Source organism: Streptomyces sp. NPDC058955 (assembly GCF_042741435.1).
Taxonomy (GTDB): Bacteria; Actinomycetota; Actinomycetes; order Streptomycetales; family Streptomycetaceae; genus Streptomyces.
This window is the reverse complement of sequence record NZ_JBHYKM010000029.1, coordinates 1-15309: the sequence shown is the minus strand read 5'-3', so window position 1 is coordinate 15309 and position 15309 is coordinate 1. Positions and strand designations below refer to the sequence as shown.

16 protein-coding genes are annotated in these 15309 nt (G+C 75.4%); 5 read left to right on the top strand and 11 right to left on the bottom strand.

Translation table 11 applies throughout. From position 1 onward, the window contains the following. Positions 1–58: 58 nt before the first annotated feature. From ACFW1I_RS14235 to ACFW1I_RS14225, 3 genes are all read right to left on the bottom strand, one after another. Positions 59–1255, bottom strand: a complete 1197-nt coding sequence (locus ACFW1I_RS14235) for a S8 family peptidase (RefSeq protein ID WP_384669643.1) — start codon at positions 1253–1255, stop codon at positions 59–61. Positions 1256–1362: 107 nt separating this feature from the next. Then, a complete protein-coding gene (locus ACFW1I_RS14230; protein ID WP_384669642.1) occupies positions 1363–1743 on the bottom strand; it encodes a hypothetical protein in 381 nt (126 codons plus the stop codon). Between the two features lie 84 nt (positions 1744–1827). Next, complete coding sequence (locus ACFW1I_RS14225) at positions 1828–2499, bottom strand: DUF4097 family beta strand repeat-containing protein (RefSeq protein WP_384669641.1); 672 nt, start codon at positions 2497–2499, stop codon at positions 1828–1830. Between the two features lie 304 nt (positions 2500–2803). Here ACFW1I_RS14225 and ACFW1I_RS14220 point away from each other — a divergent pair, with 304 nt between their 5' ends. From ACFW1I_RS14220 to ACFW1I_RS14210, 3 genes are all read left to right on the top strand, one after another. Further along, on the top strand, positions 2804–3097 hold the full coding sequence (locus ACFW1I_RS14220; RefSeq protein WP_384669640.1) for a hypothetical protein: 294 nt from the start codon (positions 2804–2806) through the stop codon (positions 3095–3097). Positions 3098–3213: 116 nt separating this feature from the next. Further along, positions 3214–3765, top strand: coding sequence for a YciI family protein (locus ACFW1I_RS14215; RefSeq protein WP_384669639.1), 552 nt, complete (start codon positions 3214–3216; stop codon positions 3763–3765). Positions 3766–3854: 89 nt separating this feature from the next. Beyond that, a complete protein-coding gene (locus ACFW1I_RS14210) occupies positions 3855–4142 on the top strand; it encodes a hypothetical protein (protein ID WP_384669638.1) in 288 nt (95 codons plus the stop codon). A gap of 60 nt (positions 4143–4202) precedes the next feature. On the opposite strand, the gene ACFW1I_RS14205 is transcribed toward ACFW1I_RS14210, so the two are convergent. Continuing rightward, positions 4203–4763, bottom strand: coding sequence for a TetR/AcrR family transcriptional regulator (locus ACFW1I_RS14205; protein ID WP_384669637.1), 561 nt, complete (start codon positions 4761–4763; stop codon positions 4203–4205). A 72-nt stretch (positions 4764–4835) separates the two neighbouring features. Here ACFW1I_RS14205 and ACFW1I_RS14200 point away from each other — a divergent pair, with 72 nt between their 5' ends. After that, positions 4836–6113 (top strand): FAD-dependent monooxygenase, encoded by a 1278-nt coding sequence (locus tag ACFW1I_RS14200; protein WP_384669636.1) that lies wholly within the window; start codon positions 4836–4838, stop codon positions 6111–6113. Positions 6114–6135: 22 nt separating this feature from the next. Here ACFW1I_RS14200 and ACFW1I_RS14195 read toward each other — a convergent pair whose 3' ends face one another. Then, positions 6136–6750 carry a TetR/AcrR family transcriptional regulator gene (locus tag ACFW1I_RS14195; protein ID WP_384669634.1) on the bottom strand — a complete coding sequence of 205 codons (615 nt, stop codon included), beginning with the start codon at positions 6748–6750 and terminating at the stop codon, positions 6136–6138. A gap of 149 nt (positions 6751–6899) precedes the next feature. Between ACFW1I_RS14195 and ACFW1I_RS14190 the strand changes: the two genes are divergently transcribed. Then, the gene (locus ACFW1I_RS14190) at positions 6900–7724 is read left to right on the top strand and encodes a class I SAM-dependent methyltransferase (RefSeq protein ID WP_384669632.1); all 825 of its coding nucleotides are present in this window, start codon (positions 6900–6902) and stop codon (positions 7722–7724) included. Positions 7725–7772: 48 nt separating this feature from the next. Here the strand turns inward: ACFW1I_RS14190 and ACFW1I_RS14185 are convergent, their stop codons facing one another. The 6 genes from ACFW1I_RS14185 to ACFW1I_RS14160 form a co-directional block, all read right to left on the bottom strand. After that, positions 7773–8822, bottom strand: a complete 1050-nt coding sequence (locus tag ACFW1I_RS14185) for a hypothetical protein (RefSeq protein ID WP_384669724.1) — start codon at positions 8820–8822, stop codon at positions 7773–7775. A gap of 100 nt (positions 8823–8922) precedes the next feature. Further along, on the bottom strand, positions 8923–10149 hold the full coding sequence (locus ACFW1I_RS14180) for an MFS transporter (protein ID WP_384669630.1): 1227 nt from the start codon (positions 10147–10149) through the stop codon (positions 8923–8925). Continuing rightward, complete coding sequence (locus ACFW1I_RS14175) at positions 10146–10820, bottom strand: ABC transporter ATP-binding protein (RefSeq protein ID WP_384669628.1); 675 nt, start codon at positions 10818–10820, stop codon at positions 10146–10148. Before ACFW1I_RS14175 ends, ACFW1I_RS14180 begins: the two co-directional genes overlap by 4 nt. Continuing rightward, complete coding sequence (locus ACFW1I_RS14170) at positions 10817–11746, bottom strand: ABC transporter ATP-binding protein (RefSeq protein ID WP_384669626.1); 930 nt, start codon at positions 11744–11746, stop codon at positions 10817–10819. The genes ACFW1I_RS14175 and ACFW1I_RS14170 overlap by 4 nt, the downstream gene beginning before the upstream one ends. Further along, positions 11703–12878: an ABC transporter permease subunit gene (locus tag ACFW1I_RS14165; RefSeq protein ID WP_384669624.1), complete on the bottom strand. Its 1176-nt coding sequence runs from the start codon at positions 12876–12878 to the stop codon at positions 11703–11705. The genes ACFW1I_RS14170 and ACFW1I_RS14165 overlap by 44 nt, the downstream gene beginning before the upstream one ends. A gap of 795 nt (positions 12879–13673) precedes the next feature. Continuing rightward, positions 13674–15179 carry an ABC transporter substrate-binding protein gene (locus tag ACFW1I_RS14160; protein ID WP_384669723.1) on the bottom strand — a complete coding sequence of 502 codons (1506 nt, stop codon included), beginning with the start codon at positions 15177–15179 and terminating at the stop codon, positions 13674–13676. Between the last annotated feature and the right edge of the window lie 130 nt (positions 15180–15309).

Sequence of the window (15309 nt, the reverse complement as noted above, 5' to 3'; positions counted from 1 at the left end):
GGTCGCGACGGCGCGGGCCCAGGCCGTCGTCGGCCTGGGCCCCGGGTGGCGGCGTGGGCTACAGGCCGCCGGTGAAGAGCAGCTTATTGGGGGAGCCCGTGCTGACGTTCGTCAGCAGGTCCTTCGACGACTGCTCGTCGAGCCACGCGGCGACCTCGCCCGGTGAGGCCGTCGGGTGTTCGGCCTTGTACAGCGCGGCGACACCGGCGACGTGCGGGGCGGCCATGGACGTACCGCTCAGGGCGACGGACCCGCCGCCCATCCTCGCCGACACGATGTCCTGGCCGGGGGCGTAGATCTCCACGCACCGGCCGTAGTTGGAGAAGGACGTCTCCTCGTCCCACGTGTTGGAGGCCGCGACGGTGAGCGTGCCGTCCGCCGAGGCGGGCGAGACGGTGCAGGCGTCCTTCGCGCTGTTGCCGGCCGCGATGACGGGCAGCACGCCCGCCGAGCGGAGGGCCGTGGCGGCCTGGTTGAGCGCCGTGGACCTGTCACCGCCCAGGGAGCCGTTCAGGACGGCGGGCTGCCGGGCGTTCCGGGCGACCCAGTCGAACCCGGCGATCATCCCCGAGTACGAGCCCCGGCCGTCGCAGCCCAGGACGCGGACGCTCACCAGGTTGGCCTTCCGGGCGACCCCGTAGGTGCTGCCGGCGACCGTGCCGGCCACGTGCGTACCGTGCCCGTTGCAGTCCTGGCCGGCCCGCCCGTCGCCCATCGCGTCGAAGCCGAAGGCGGCGCGGCCGCCGAACTCGTCGTGGGCGTAGTCGATGCCGGTGTCGAGGATGTACGCCGTGACGCCGGCGCCGCTGCCCTCGGTGGTGAAGTCGTTGTCGAGCGGCAGGATCTGCTGGTCGATCCGGTCCAGGCCCCACGAAGCGGCCGGGCTGCGGGCGCCGGCCGGAGCGGTCGGCCGCGGCGGCGCGACAGTCACCGCGTCCTCCTCGACGGACGTCACGCCGGGCGTCTTCCGGACGATGTCCAGCTGCGTCGCGCTCAGCGGCACGGCGAACCCGTTGATGGCCTTCTCGTAGACGAACGTCGGCTTGAGGTTCAGCCGCTCGGCGGCCTTGGCCGCGTCGACCGTCCGGTCGAGGGTGACGATGTACTTCCCGGGCACCGCGTTGGCGGCGGTGACGAGCGGCGCGGGCACGGGATCCGGCCCGGCGGCGGAGCCGAAAGCCATCGCCGTCGGGGCGGTCAGGGTCAGCGCGGACAGGGCGGCACTCGCGAGAGCGAGTCTGGTACGTGTGTTCACAGAGGGGAGGGCATCATGCAGAAACGATCACCTACTAGGACATTTATTGTCTGTTCGGGTGGATAACCGAAACATCACCGCAATGCGCTCCGCCGCGGCGGCGGTCGTCAGCCGGGAAAGCCGTAGAGCAGCAGACCGGACACGGTCGGCACGACCGGCACGGCGAGCACTCCCCACGCGCCCGGCCGGGTCCAGGGATCCAGGAACGCGGCCGTCAGTAGCAGCGCCGCGGCCGGCACCAGAAGGAACATCCCCACGACGAAGCCCACCACCACCCAGACGGACAGGACCGTCCCGACGACGAGACACGCCCGGGCGAAGGCCCGTGGTGCGCGCCGGAGGAAGAACGGGAGCGCGACGGGGAGGGCGGCCAGGAAGTAGAGGCCGCCGAGCCCGCTGGGCAGGCCGATGGCCAGCGCGGGCAGCAGGGAGACGGCGGCGGCCACGGCGAGCGTGGTCTGCCCGCTCCGGACGACGTTGCCTTCCATGCCCCACCCCCACGATCTTGAACGCGTTCAGTGTGAACGCGTTCAAGATAGCCGACGGCTCCGTGGGTGCGGGCCCGCGAGGGGTCACTTGCTGTGGGCGGTGATGTCGCCGAGGGCGGTGGTGGCGCGGATGGCGAGGTCGGCGTCCGAACCCTGCGCGTTCTGGAGGGTGTTTTGGATGCGGCCGAGGGTGGTGCCGGCGTCGAGCGTGGCGGAGACGCCCGGGGCGGCGCCGACGGTGATGGAGCCGGCCTGGGTGGTCAGGGTGACGGTGCCGGTGGTGGCCTCGGTGATGGTCAGGTCGCCGCGGGCGGTGGTGAGGTCGGCGGAGCCGTTGAGGCGGCCGATGGCGATGCCGCCGTCCTGGAGGGAGACGCGGACGCTCCCGGCCTCGTCGAGGCTGACCGGACCCTGGGCGGCGTCGAACGTGACGTCGCCGAGGCGCCCGGCCCCGTGCAGGTCGGCCGCGGCGGCGGTGGCCTGGACGCTGGAGCCGGCCGGGAGCTGGACGGTCACGTCGACGAAGCCGGTCTGCCCGAAGAGCTGGTTCTTGGCCACGGGGGCCGTGATCCGCAGCACGCCGTCGGTGAACGTGACGGTGGTGTCCTCGGCGGCCTTCACGTCACGGCTCTTGGCGGCGTTTGCGGGACGGACCTCGACGGTGGCGTCGGAGCGGTCGGCGGCGATGAAGCGGAGGTGGCCGGCGGGGATGTCGACGATGGTGGTGATCGGGGCGGTGGTGGCGAAGGTCTGCATGGTGTGGCTTCTCCCGTGGAGTCGTGGTCGGCGTTTCCGACATGAGAAAAGCTACGTTGCTTTCCATAGTGATGCAACGTCAATGTTGCGTGGAGTGTGGGTAATTCCAGGTCAAGGCCAGGAATTCATTGCAATGGGGCCTGGATTGATGCAACGACATATGCCTGAGTGTTGCAATGGAGTGAAGGTGAACGCTATGTCGGCCATCTGGGCTCGGGGTTGAGCGCCGGTCATCGGCCTCGCCCCGCTGTGACGGGTGCGAGGTACGGGGTGCGCCGCTCGGGCTCCGACGTACGATCGGGCGGTGAAAGACACACCGGCGCCGCATTGGACCGTGCGCCACTTCTCGCTGGCGAACCCCGCCGGGCCGGGCTGCGACAGCGTTCCGGCTCTCTTGAGGCGGCTGGCGGACGCCGTCGAGGCGCTGGGCCCCGCCGAGATCCAGGACGTGGTGATCGCGTCGGAGACGACCGAGCACGGACCCTGGCGGTCGGCGACCGTCTACTTCCACCTCCCCGGAGACGGAGACGGAGACGGGGACGGGGACGGGGATCGGGATGAGGATGGGGATGCGCAGGGCAGTGGAGGCGCGGTCTGACTCCCGGCCCGCCCCGGGGAGGACGTGGGGCGTGGTGCGTCGCTTCCGCGCGGGAGACCGGGCCGGCCCTCGAAAGCCGCTCGACGTGCCGCGCCCGAGCGGGAGATCGTGAGGGCATGGAGTTCCTCTGTTACCACCGGGACCGCGTCGGGTCGCTGCCCCTGCGCTACGAGCTGCGCGAAGAACACTGGGCCTACATGGACCGGTACGCGGAAGCGCTGATCGCCCGCGGTCCGACCTTCGCCGATGACGGCGAGACGCTCACCGGCAGTGTCCACATCCTCGACGTGCCCGATCCGGCGGCCGCCCGCGCGTTCGCCTTCGACGAGCCGGGGTACCAGGCCGGCGCCTATCGCGACGTACTGCTGCGGCGGTGGCGCAACCTGCTGGGCCGCACGATGTGGGAGTTCCCGGGTGGCCCGGACGGCGGGAACCGGTACCTGGTGATCGGCCTGGGCTCGGGGGAGCCGGTCGACGCCGCGGCGCCGTGCGACCAGGACGAGTTGATCGCCTTCGGTCCGCTGCTCTCCGACGACGGCTCCACCTGGCTGGGCACGGCCGCGCTGGTCCGCGCGCCGGACCCGGACGCGGCGCGCGCCGTCCTGACGGCGGAGCGGTACGCCGACGTCGAGGTGCACAACTGGGAGTTCGGCGGACGCCCGTCGTAACCGCGCGTCCCTTGTGCGCCGAGCCGCACCCCGCACCGCGCACCCCGCACCGCGCGCTCCGCCGCCGGCGCGCGTGAGAGCATCCGTTCATGAGCAGCGACCTGGAAGTGAGCGCTCTGGCGATCAACGTCACGATCCCCGAGGCGCTCCGTTGGGCGGACAGCCGGCGCGGTGAGGAGTTCACCCTCACCACCCTCAACGTCCGGCTTCTCCCGGACGGGCACCTCGCCGTGAAGGCGTACGGCCGGCCGGTGGCCGGCGGGCGGGGCGCGTACGTCTCGTTCCCGGTCCCCGACAAGCCCGAACTGGCCGCTCTCGTCTCCGAGGCGGCCGGCCGCGCCGGGGCGATGTGGGCCGCCCACCGCGGTCTCGGCTGATCTCCGCCCCGCCTCGTGGCGGCGGCGTTCGCGGCGGCCGTTGCGGCGGCGGTGCGGCGGTCAGGGGCGCAGGGCCGCCGCGACCAGGCCCTCCAGTGCCTCGCGCGGTACCTCGCCCCCGCTGACGAGCCGGTCGAAGACCAGGCCGTCGATGCAGGTCAGCAGGGTGTGCGTACGGTTCTCCAGGTCCGGCGCCCCGTGCGCGGCGAGGAACAGACGGACGGCCTCGCGGCCGGCGTTCTCGCGGGGGACGAGGAGGTCGCGCAGCTCCGGGTCGCGCACGCTCTCGACGGCGCAGGCGTAACGGGCCAGTGAGCGGCGGCGGCCCTCGCCGGTGAGCCGCCGGCGGGCGAGCAGCGCCATGCCGTCCACCAGCTCCTCGACCGTGCGCAGGGGCGGCAGTTCCTCGGCCATGGTGTGGAGTTCCGCCTGGTCGCGTTGGACGAGGCGGGTGACGAGGCCGGTCAGCAGCGCGGCCCGGGTGCGGTAGTAGGCCGACGTGGTGCCGGGCGGCAGGCCGGCCCGGCGGTCGACCGCCCGGTGGGTCAGGCCGCGGATGCCCTCGTCGGCGAGGACGTCGAGGGCCGCGTCGGCGAGGAGCGTGCGTCGGTCGGAAACCATGCCCCCTTTCTACACCTGTAGAGGTTCGGTTAGCCTCCTCCTTCTACAGATGTAGAAAGTCGAGGGCGAGGCATGGGCAACACAGCAGTGGTCGTCGGAGGCGGCATCGGCGGGCTGGCCGCCGCGATCGGCCTGCGCCGCGTCGGGTGGGACGTGACGGTCGTCGAGCGTGCGCCCGTGCTCGACGACGCCGGCGCGGGCATCTCGCTGGCGGCCAACGGCCTCCGCGCGCTGGACGCGCTGGGCGTCGGCGCGGGGGTACGGGACGCCTCGCGGGGCCAGTACAGCGGCGGCACCCGCACACCGCGCGGGAGCTGGCTGACCCGGATGGACGGCGCGGCGCTGGAACGGGCGGTGGGTACGCCGATCATGGGCATCCCCCGCTCCACCCTGCACCGGCTGCTGCGCGCCGGCCTGCCCGCCGAAGCGCTCCTGATCGGCGCGGAGGTCGACTCGGTGACCGGCCCGGAGGTCGTCCCCGGGGCCACCCCGACAGCCGGCCCTGGCGCCACCTCGACACTCGCGCCTGGCGCCGCCCCGGCCATCGACCTCGAAGCCGCCCCGGCGACCGCCCCGGCCCGGCCCGCCGGATCCGGCCCGCTTCAAGTCCACTGCGGTGACAGGATCCTGGACGCCGACCTGGTCGTGGCCGCCGACGGCATCGGCAGCAAGCTGCGCGGCCTCCTCTTCCCCGCCCACCCGGGCCCCGTGCACAGCGGCTCGACCGTGCTGCGCGCCCTCACCGAGCGGCCGGTCGACCTGCGGACCGACTTCGAGCTGACCTGGGGGCGCGGGGCCGAGTTCGGGCACATCGCCTTCACGGACGGGCGGGCCGAGTGGCACGCCGTCCTCGACCTCCCCGCCGGGGTGCGGTTCGCCGACCCGCTGGCCGAACTGCGCCGGCGCTTCGACGGCTGGCACGAGCCGATCCCCGCCCTGCTCGACGCGACCCGCTCCGAAGCGGTGCTGCACCACGACGTCAACGAACTGCGCACACCGCTGCCGTCGTACGCCGTCGGCCGGATCGCGCTCCTCGGTGACGCGGCCCACGCGATGACCCCGCACCTCGGGCAGGGCGCCTGCCAGGCGCTGGAGGACGCGGTCGCCCTGGCCGCCGCCCTCGCCGCCGAGCCCACCGTCGAGGCGGCGCTGGTCCGTTACGACGCCGAGCGCCGCCCGCGCAGTCAGGCGGTCGCGCGCGCCGCCCGGCAGGCCGGGTGGATGGGGCAGCAGCTCGCCCACCCCGTGGCCGTCGCCCTGCGCAACACGGCGATGCGGCTGACGCCCTCCCGTGCCGCGACCCGCATGATCCTCCGGCACCACGCCTGGGCCCCGCCCCGGCTCGACTGACCCGAGGGCGCCTTCCGCCCCGTCACCCGGCGTCGCGGGCGCCCGGCGGCTCCTGCACCGCGCCCGCGACGACCGCGGTGACGACCCTCCGGACGTCACCCGCCTCCGGCGGAACGCCCTGCCGGTCCGCGAACAGCATGTGGGCGGCGCCGATGAGCGTCGGGGCGAGCGTGTCGACGTCGGCGTCCGACGTGACGCGGCCGAGGGCCCGTTCGGCGGTGAGGTAGGCGGCGATCGCCGTCGCGGCGTCGGTCAGGAGCGGGACGCCGGCGGGCCTGGCCTCGCGCAGGCGGGCGCGCAGTCCGTCCCGCGAGGTGACGAGGCTGACGACGGCCACCGCGACCGACTCGAACAGGTCCAGCAGCGCCTGCGTGAGGTTGTCGGCGACGGTGCCGGTCCCGGCGGACGCGCGCAGGGCGGCGGCCCGGTCCTCGATCCGTTCGATGCGGTGCAGGACGAGCTCCGCGAGGAAGGCGTCGAAATCGGCGAAGTGCCGGTGCAGGACGCCCTTGGCGCACCCCGCCTCCAGGGTGACCGCCCGACTGGTGAGCGCGCTCGGCCCGTCCCGGAGCAGGACGCGTTCGGCGGCGTCGAACAGCTGGCCACGCGCATCGCGCATGGCTACTCCCGTGGGCATCGTGCAACTCCCCGTTCTCTTCTCGACCGACCGACCGACCGGCCGACCAAAGCAACCAAACCAGACCAACCAAGCCGGCCGACCGGCCATCCAACCAAACCGGCCCGACCGGATTGACGAGTGGGCATGCGCCCACTCATAGTGGGCACATGCCCACTTTACCGCCGGAGCGAGCCCCTCGCCCCGCCCGCAGCAGCTCCCATGAGAACCGTCAGGTGGCGGAGTCGTTCGGCTCGGACGCCGCCCGCTACGACCGTGCCCGCCCCGGCTACCCCCAGGCGCTGGTGGACCGGATCGTCGCCGCGGGCCCCGGACGCGAGGTCCTGGACGTCGGCTGCGGCACCGGCATCGTGGCCCGGCAGTTCGCGGCGGCCGGCTGTCGCGTCCTGGGCGTCGACGTCGACGCCCGGATGGCCGAGCTGGCCCGCCGTCGCGGACTCGACGTCGAGGTGGCGGCGTTCGAAGCCTGGGAACCGGCCGGCCGGGCCTTCGACGCCGTCGTCTCCGGACAGACCTGGCACTGGGTGGACCCGGTCGCCGGCGCCGCCAAGGCGGCACAGGTCCTGCGCCCCGGCGGCCCGCTGGCCCTCTTCTGGAACGCGGGCGAGCCCTCGCCCGCCGTCGCGGACGCCTTCGCCGAGGTCCACCGCCGGGTGCTGCCCGACTCGCTCGCCGCCCGCCAGTCCGCGGTGCCGGCCGTCGACGGCTACACGGCCCTCTGTGCCAAGGCGGCGGACGGCATACGGCAGGTGGACGCATTCGCCGACGCCGAGCGGTGGCGGTTCGACTGGGAGCGGACCTACACCCGCGACGAGTGGCTGGACCAGCTCCCCACCCAGGGCGCCTTCACCCGCCTCCCGCAGCCCGACCTGGACGCCGTCCTGGCCGGCGTCGGCGCCGCCATCGACGCGGCAGGAGGCAGCTTCACGATGCGGTACGCCACCCTGGCGGTCGTCGCGACGCGCACCCGCTGACCTCGACCAGGCGTCGGCGTCCACCAGTTCGGGGCCCGTCGACGCCGCTCACCGGGCGTCCGGGATCCGAGCCGGCCACCGGGCACCGCGCTGCCGGAGGGCGCGTGCGGCGGGCAGTCCGACCAGGGTGGCCTCGAAGGCCCCGTGATGGGCCGGCAGGAAGCAGGCGGGGCTCGGCGGAAGCGGGTAGTCGTCGCGGAGTACGCCCTCCGGGAGCACGCCGGTCGCGGGGATCGGCGAGGTCTCGCCCGGGTGGGCCAGGTACGCCCAGACCCCGCTGTCCAGCGGCACCACGGGCCCCTCGTCGTGGGACGGGCGCCAGGGCGCGCCGGTGAGCGGGTGGCGGGGGACGAGCAGGAGGTCGGGGCGGGGGCGGGGCGGCGGAAGGGCCGGACCGGCCAGGGCCGTGGACAGGGCGTCGGGGCCGGTGGGGAGGTACTGCCGTACGGCGTGCTCCAACAACTCGGCGACAGGACCGGCGGGGAGGGCCACCGGGCGGTCCTCGGCGGCCGCGACGAGGTGGGCGAGCGCGACACCGATCGCCGCGTGCCAGCGCAGACTCCACCGCCCGTCGGGCTCGACGGGCGGGACGCGGTGCTCGGGGCGCGTGAGGTCGTCCCAGCCGGGCGGCGGACCGCCCGGACGGCCCGAGGGGCGGCGCGCGACCCTGTCGGGCTCCAGCCAGACCGCCTGCCAGTCGCCGCAGTCGTCCACGCGGGTCGCGACGGCGCGCCCGCACCCGTCGCATGCCAGGTTGGGACCGCTGCGGCCGTCCACGCCCCGGCAGTAGCCGTCGCACTTGTCGAGGATCAGCGTCATGGACCGGGAGTCGCCCGGCGCGATGACGATCCGGTCCCGCGTCCCGAAGGAGACGTGGGGCACCGGCACGTACACCCCCTGCCGGGCCGCCTCCTCCTCGCCGACCTCCTCCCACGGCCGCCAGGGCGGCCCGGTGGGCAGCGGCTCGACGGCGTACGTCGCGGGCTCCATCAGCGGCGGATGCAGCTCCTCCCACCCGCCGTGGTGCGCGTGCACGGGTAGGGCGACCCGCGACAGGGGCGCCGTCAGCTCCGTACCGCACCCGGCACACACGAACACGTCCAAACAAGCTCCCCTTCACCCCGGTTCCGGGTGATGGTGCCTCGTCGGAGCCCGGGGCTCCATCGGATTTCACGGGCGGCGGCGGGCGCCGAGGCCGTCACGCGCCCGTCCGGCCGGCGGCACGCGGGCGTCGTGCCGTGCGCCGCCGTTCGCCCGTGGCCGGGACGAGGCCCACGGCGAGGAGCGGGAGGGTGCTCAGGATCAGCCAGGGAAGGGGCCCGGGGTGGTCGAGCAGGGCGCCGGCGGGGGCGGACGCCGCCAGGACGGCCAGGCCGGAGAGTGAGGAGAGGGCTCCCGTGAACAGGCCCAGATGCCGGTGGCCGACCAGCTCGGGGAGCATGGCCCGGGTCGCGGGGAGGATCAGCATCTGGCCGAGCGTGAGCAGCACCGTGAATGCCAGGGCCGCCCCCACGCCTCCCACCGGCCGCAGCAGCGCCGCCGTCGCGAACGACCCAGCCACGAGCAGGAGTCCTGCCCGCGCCATGCCCGAGTGGTCCAGGCGTGCGACGGCCAGCCTCTCCAGAGGTCCCGAACCGGCCACGACCAGCGCCGCCGAGAGCGCGAACAGCCAGCCCAGCGCCGTCTGCGAGCCCATCGACCGGTCGAGTTCCGCCGGCAGCGCCAGATAGAGCTGGTTGTACGCCAGCAGATAGACCGCGTACGCGCCCGCCACGCGCAGGAAGCGCCGTTCGCCGAGGACCAGCCGGCCCGCCGCCACCGGCCCCACGCCTCCGCCCGCGCCGGCCGTCCGCGTGCGCGGCATCAGCCGGGCGTGGGCGGCGAGGACCAGCACGAACACCCCCGCCCCGGTCAGACACGCCAGGCGGAAGGCGTGGGCGCCGCCCCAGGTGAGGAGGGCGGTGCCGACGACCGGGCCGAGCAGGGCGCCGGCCTGTCCGCCGGCCGAGAAGCGGGCGAGGGTACGCGTACGGCGGTGGCCTCCCGCGTCCTCGATCCGCAGCGCCTCCCGGGTGATCTCGGACTCGACGGCCGGCGAGAACAGCGCGGCCGCGAAGCCGACGAGGACGACGGCCCCGATGACGGCGCCGGCGCTCGCGGCCTCCGCGAGCCGGCAGAAGCCGGCGACGCGCAGCGCGCAGCCGACCAGGACCACGGGCCGGGGCCCGTACCGGTCGGTGAGCAGGCCGCCGACGACGAACAGTCCCTGCTGGCTGAAGGTGCGCAGCCCGAGGACGAGCCCGACCATCGCGCCGCCCAGTCCGAGAGTCCCGGCCAGGTGATCGGCGAGATAGGGGAGGACGGCGAAGAAGCCGATGTTGAAGGCGAACTGACTGCCGATCAGGAGGCGGGCGAGCGGCGTCACGGGAGGAGCCTGCCGTCCTTCATGGTCAGGACGCGGTCGCTGACGTGCCGGACCGCCGCGTGATCGTGGGAGATCAGGAGGAAGCCGACTCCCAGGCCGTCCTGGAGGTCCATGAGGAGGTTGAGGATCCCGGCGCGCAGCGAGGGGTCGAGGGCGGAGGTCGGTTCGTCGAGGACGAGCAGCTCGGGCCGTGTCGCGAGCGCGCGGGCGATGGCGACGCGCTGGCACTGGCCGCCGGACAGCTCGTGCGGCAGCCGCCGCCCGTGGGCGGGCGAGAGGCCGACGCGTTCCAGGAGTTCGTCCACCCGGGCCGGGCCGTCCACGGCCGACGACAGCCCGTGGACCCGCAGCGGCTCGGCGATCTGCTGCCGTACCTCGCGGCGCGGGCTGAGCGCGCCGTACGGGTCCTGGAAGACGGGCTGGAAGCGACGGCGCATCGGGCGGAGCGCGCGTTCGCCGAGGCCGGTCAGTTCGGTCCCGGCGAAGCGCACCGAACCGGAGTGCGGCCGCAGCAGCGCCAGGACCGCCAGGGCCGTCGTCGACTTGCCGCAGCCGGAGGGGCCGACGAGCCCGACCGCCTCCCCGGCGCCAACGGTGAACGACCCCCGGTCGACGACCCGCCGCGCTCCGTACCGTACGTCGAGGTCGCGGACCTCCAGGAGCGCGTTCACGCGGCCTCCCCGGCGGGGTGGTGGCAGGCCACCGCGCGGCCGTCCACCTCGCGGAGCGCCGGTTCCTCGCGCCGACAGACGCCGGCGGCGTGCGGGCAGCGGGGCGCGAAGGCGCACCCCGTCCCGATCGCGCCCAGGGCGGGCGGAGCGCCGGCGAGGACGGGCAGGCGCGTACGCCGGGGCAGCCCCGTGCGCGGGAGCGAGGCCAGCAGCCCTCGCGTGTACGGAGCCACCGGGCGCCCCAACACCCGCTCCGTCGCGCCCTGTTCGGCGATCCTCCCCGCGTACGTCACGGCCACCCGGTCGGCGTGCCGGCGTACCGCCGCGAGGTCGTGGCTGACGAGCAGCAGGGCGGCGCCCGTCGCCGCGCAGCGCTCCCGCAGCAGCGTGAGCACCTGCTCCTGGCGCTCCGGGTCGAGCGCGGTGGTCGGCTCGTCGGCGACGACCAGCGCCGGCCCGTTGACCAGGGCCATCGCGATCACCGCACGCTGCCGCATGCCGCCCGACAGGGCGTGCGGCAGCGCGCCGGCCGCCTCCGGCCCGAGACCCACCCCGGCGAGCGCACGGCGCGCCACGGCCGACGCCTCGCGCCGCCCCGCACCTGTCACGGACCGCACGGCGAAGGCGAGTTGGTCCTCGACGCGGTGCACGGGCGACAGGGCCGACATCGCGTCCTGCGGGATCCAGGCGAGACGGCGGCCGAGATCGGCCGGGGTGACCGGGCCGCCGTCCAGCAGGATCCGCCCGTGGACGTCGGCCCCGCGCGGGACCATCCCGAGCAGCGCCCGCGCGGTGAGGGACTTGCCCGCACCGGACTCGCCGACGAGGGCGAACACCTCACCGGCGGCCACGTCGAAGGAGACGCCGCGCACGGCCTCGCCGTCAGGGAAGCCGATCCGCAGTCCGCGCACCCGCAGCAGGGGCATGGGGGCTTCGGGCAGGGGGAGTTGCGTGGGGCGGGACAAGGGGCCGGACTTTCCTCGAAGCGACAGGAGAAGAGAGACGAAGACGGAGAGGGCGGAGAAGGGGGTGCGTGCGGGCGCGCGGTCCGCCGACGGACGACGACAGGCAGACCGCGAGCGCCGCGAGCAGGGCCAGCGCCACCGCCGGGGCGAGGGCGGGGACGGGCGCCCGCTCCACGTAGTCGGCCGACTCGTCGAGCAGCAGCCCCCATTCGGGCGACGGGGGCCGCGCGCCCAGCCCCAGGAAGCCGAGCGAGGCCAGCGCGAGCGCGATGCCGGGCAGCCGGAGGACGGCGTGCCGGGCGACCGGCCCGGCCACCGACGGCAGGACGTGCCGCGTCCACACCCACAACGGCCCCGCGCCGATGGCCCGTTGGGTCTGCAGGAAGCGGGAGGCCCGGATCTCCTGGACCAGCGCCGCCGCGTGCGCGGCGAGCGGCGGCCAGGACACCAGGGTCACGGCGAGCGCCGCCGCCCCGCTTCCCGGCCCGGCCACGGCCGCGACCAGCAGCCCGGTGAGGACGGGCGGCAGCGCGTTGGCGACGTCCGCGAGCCCGGCCGCCACACCGGGCACGAAGCCGAGCGCCACCGCGACGAGCCAGCTCACGCACGTGACGGCCGCGGCCGTGCCCACCGTGGTCGCCGCGCCGTGCCCGAGCCGGGCGAGCACGTCACGGCCGAGCGCGTCCGCGCCGAGCGGATGCCCCGGTGACGGCGCGGCGAGCCGGGCCGCCACGTCCACGGCGTACGGATCGCGCAGCAGCCCCCAGCCGATCACCCCGGCGAGGACCGCCGCGAGTCCCACCGGCACGGCGAGCGGGATCCGCCGCGGAGCCGGCGCGGGCAGACCGAGCCCGGCCTCCCGTGCCGTCGAGCCCAGCAGCCGGCGGCGCACCAGCGCGGCGGCGGCCCCGGCGAGCAGGCCGAGCCCGAGCAGGGCCAGGACGCAGCCCTGGAGCAGCGGCAGGTCCTGGGAGGTGGCGGCGCCCAGCGCCGTACGGCCGATCCCGGGCACGGCGAACACGGTCTCGACGGCGACCGCTCCGCCGGTCAGGCCGACGGCCACCATGCCGAACTGTCCGGCGAGCGCGGGCATCGCCCGGGGGGGCGCCGCGCCCGGCGTCGCCCCCCCGGCGGGGGCCGCCCCCCCCGCCCCAGGCGCCCCCCCGGGAGCCCGGGGGGCGGGGCGGGGGCGCGCGCGCCCGCCCCCCCCCCCCCCGGCCGGGGCCCCCGCCCCGCCACAGTTCGACCCACCGTTCGCCGAGGACGGTCGGCAGGGCGTCCGCGACCAGCCGGCCGAGGAGCGCGCCGGCCGGAACGCCGAGCGCCACCGCCGGCAGCACCAGATGGGCGGGGCCTGCCCAGCCCGAGGTGGGCAGCCACCCCAGCCATACGCCGGCGGTGAGCAGCAGCACCAGGGCGAACAGGAACTCGGGCACGGCCGCGAGCACCGCCGCGACCGTGCCGCCGGTGGCCCGGCCCCGCAGGAGCGCGGGGGCGGCGAGCAGCGTTCCGACGGCGAGGGCGGTCAGCAGCGCCGCGCCCATCAGGGTCAGCGAGACGCCGAGCCCGGCGCCGACGGCCGGCAGCACCTCGGCGCCCGACACCCACGAGACCCCCAGGTCGCCGTGGAGCAGCCGGTTCAGCCACCCGCCGAGCAGGCCCACCGGGCCGGCGTCCAGGCCGAGATCGGCGCGGATGGCGGAGAGCGCCTCGGGCGTCGGGGCCTGTTCGGCGGACCGGGCGCGCAGCAGGGTGAGCGCCGGGTCCTTGCCGGAGAGCCACGGCAGCAGCCCGACGGCGGTCACGACGGCGGCCAGGGCGACGAACCGCACGACCCCGGCCCGCAGGGCGGCGGCCGACGGGCGCGGCACGACCCGCGCGGGGCCCTTCACCGTACGAAGGTGTCGGCGGTGACCAGTTCGCGCTCGCGCGGGTCGTGCGCGGCGCCCACGACGTTCGCGGCGTCGCCCTGGATGACCCGCTCGTGCAGCAGCGGCACGGCGGCGTCGGTGGCGAGCACGGCGGCCTCCGCGGCGACGACGGCCTTCCTGCGGGCCTCGCCCGTGGCCGTCGCTGCGGCGGTGGTGAGCGCGGCGTCGACGGCGGGGTCGGAGAGCTGGGAGAGGTTGAAGGAGCCGTCGCCCGCGAAGTCGCTGTACAGGTAGGCGGCGGGGTCCCCGGAGTCGAGGACGGTGGCGCGGGAGAGGACGAAGGCGTCGAACTTCCCCGCCAGGGCGTCGGCTTCGATGTGCGCGTACTCGCGTACGTCCAGCTCGACCTCGAACCCGGCCTTGCGCAGCTGCTGTTGGAGCAGCTGGGCGACCTCGGGCAGTTCGGCGCGGTCGGTGAACGTGCCGATGGTGATCCTGGCGCCCTTCGGGGCGGCCGCCGGAGTGTGCCGGACGGGGGTGCGCAGCTTCGCCGCCCAGGGCAGCGCGGGTCCGAGCAGCCCGTCGGCGCGGTCCGCCCGGCCCTCGTACACGCCCGAGACGAGGCTTCGGGTGTCGACGGCCGCACGGGCGGCGGCCCGCAGCGCCGGATCGCGGAAGGCGCCGCGTTCGGTGTTCAGGTACAGGGTGTTGGTCCGGGGCATGGGGACCTCGGTGACGAGCTCCGGGTCGAGCAGCCCGGCCTGGGAGACGGGCACGGCCTCGACGATGTCGGCCTCGCCGCTGCGCAGCGCCGCGGCCCGGGCGGTCCCGTCGGGCACGTAGCGGACGTCGATGCCGGCGGCCTTGGCCCTGCCTCCCCAGTAGCGGTCGTACCGGTCGAGGACCGCGGACGCGGTGCCGTCGGCGCGGACGAGGACGAACGGCCCGGTTCCGGCGCCGACCGGGTCGACGGTCCTGCCCCGGTAGGCCTTGGCGGCGAGGATCGACAGCTGGGGGGAGCTCAGCCGGTGCGGGACGAGGGGGTCGGGCGTCGCGGTGGTCACGGTGACCGAGCGGGGTCCGGCCGCCCGGACGGTGAGCTCGACGCCGTCGAGGATCCGCGGCTTGGGGGAGGCCGTGGCGGCGGTGGAGAGCGAGCGGACGACGTCGGCGGCGGTGAGCGGGCTGCCGTCGTGGAAGGTGACGCCGTCGCGCAGCGTGAAGGTCCAGGTCCGGCCCTGCTGCCGCCAGTCCGTGGCGAGGGAGGGGAGGGCGTCGCCGTCTCCGTCCAGCCGGACCAGGGTCTCCGCGGTGGACCAGCGCGACAGCTTGAAGGCGTCGTCGGAGAGCGGGGAGAGCCCCGAGCGAGGGGGCTGCATCATCGCGACCCGTATCCGCCCGTCGCCGCCCTCACCGGACACCTCCTCGCCGCCGGCGAAGCAGCCGCTGAGGAGCGCCGAGACGGTGGCGGCCGCGGTGAGGGCGAGGACGCGGCGGCGGAGGGCGGAGGTGCTGGTGGGCAGGGGAGACACGGGAGTCCTCGGGGTGGTGCGGGGGAGTGAGGCCCCGGACTTTATCAGAATGAAAATCATTACCGATAAGCGGGGGGGGGTGGGGTGCGGCGGACCCCGATCGGCCGATCGACCGGAGGCG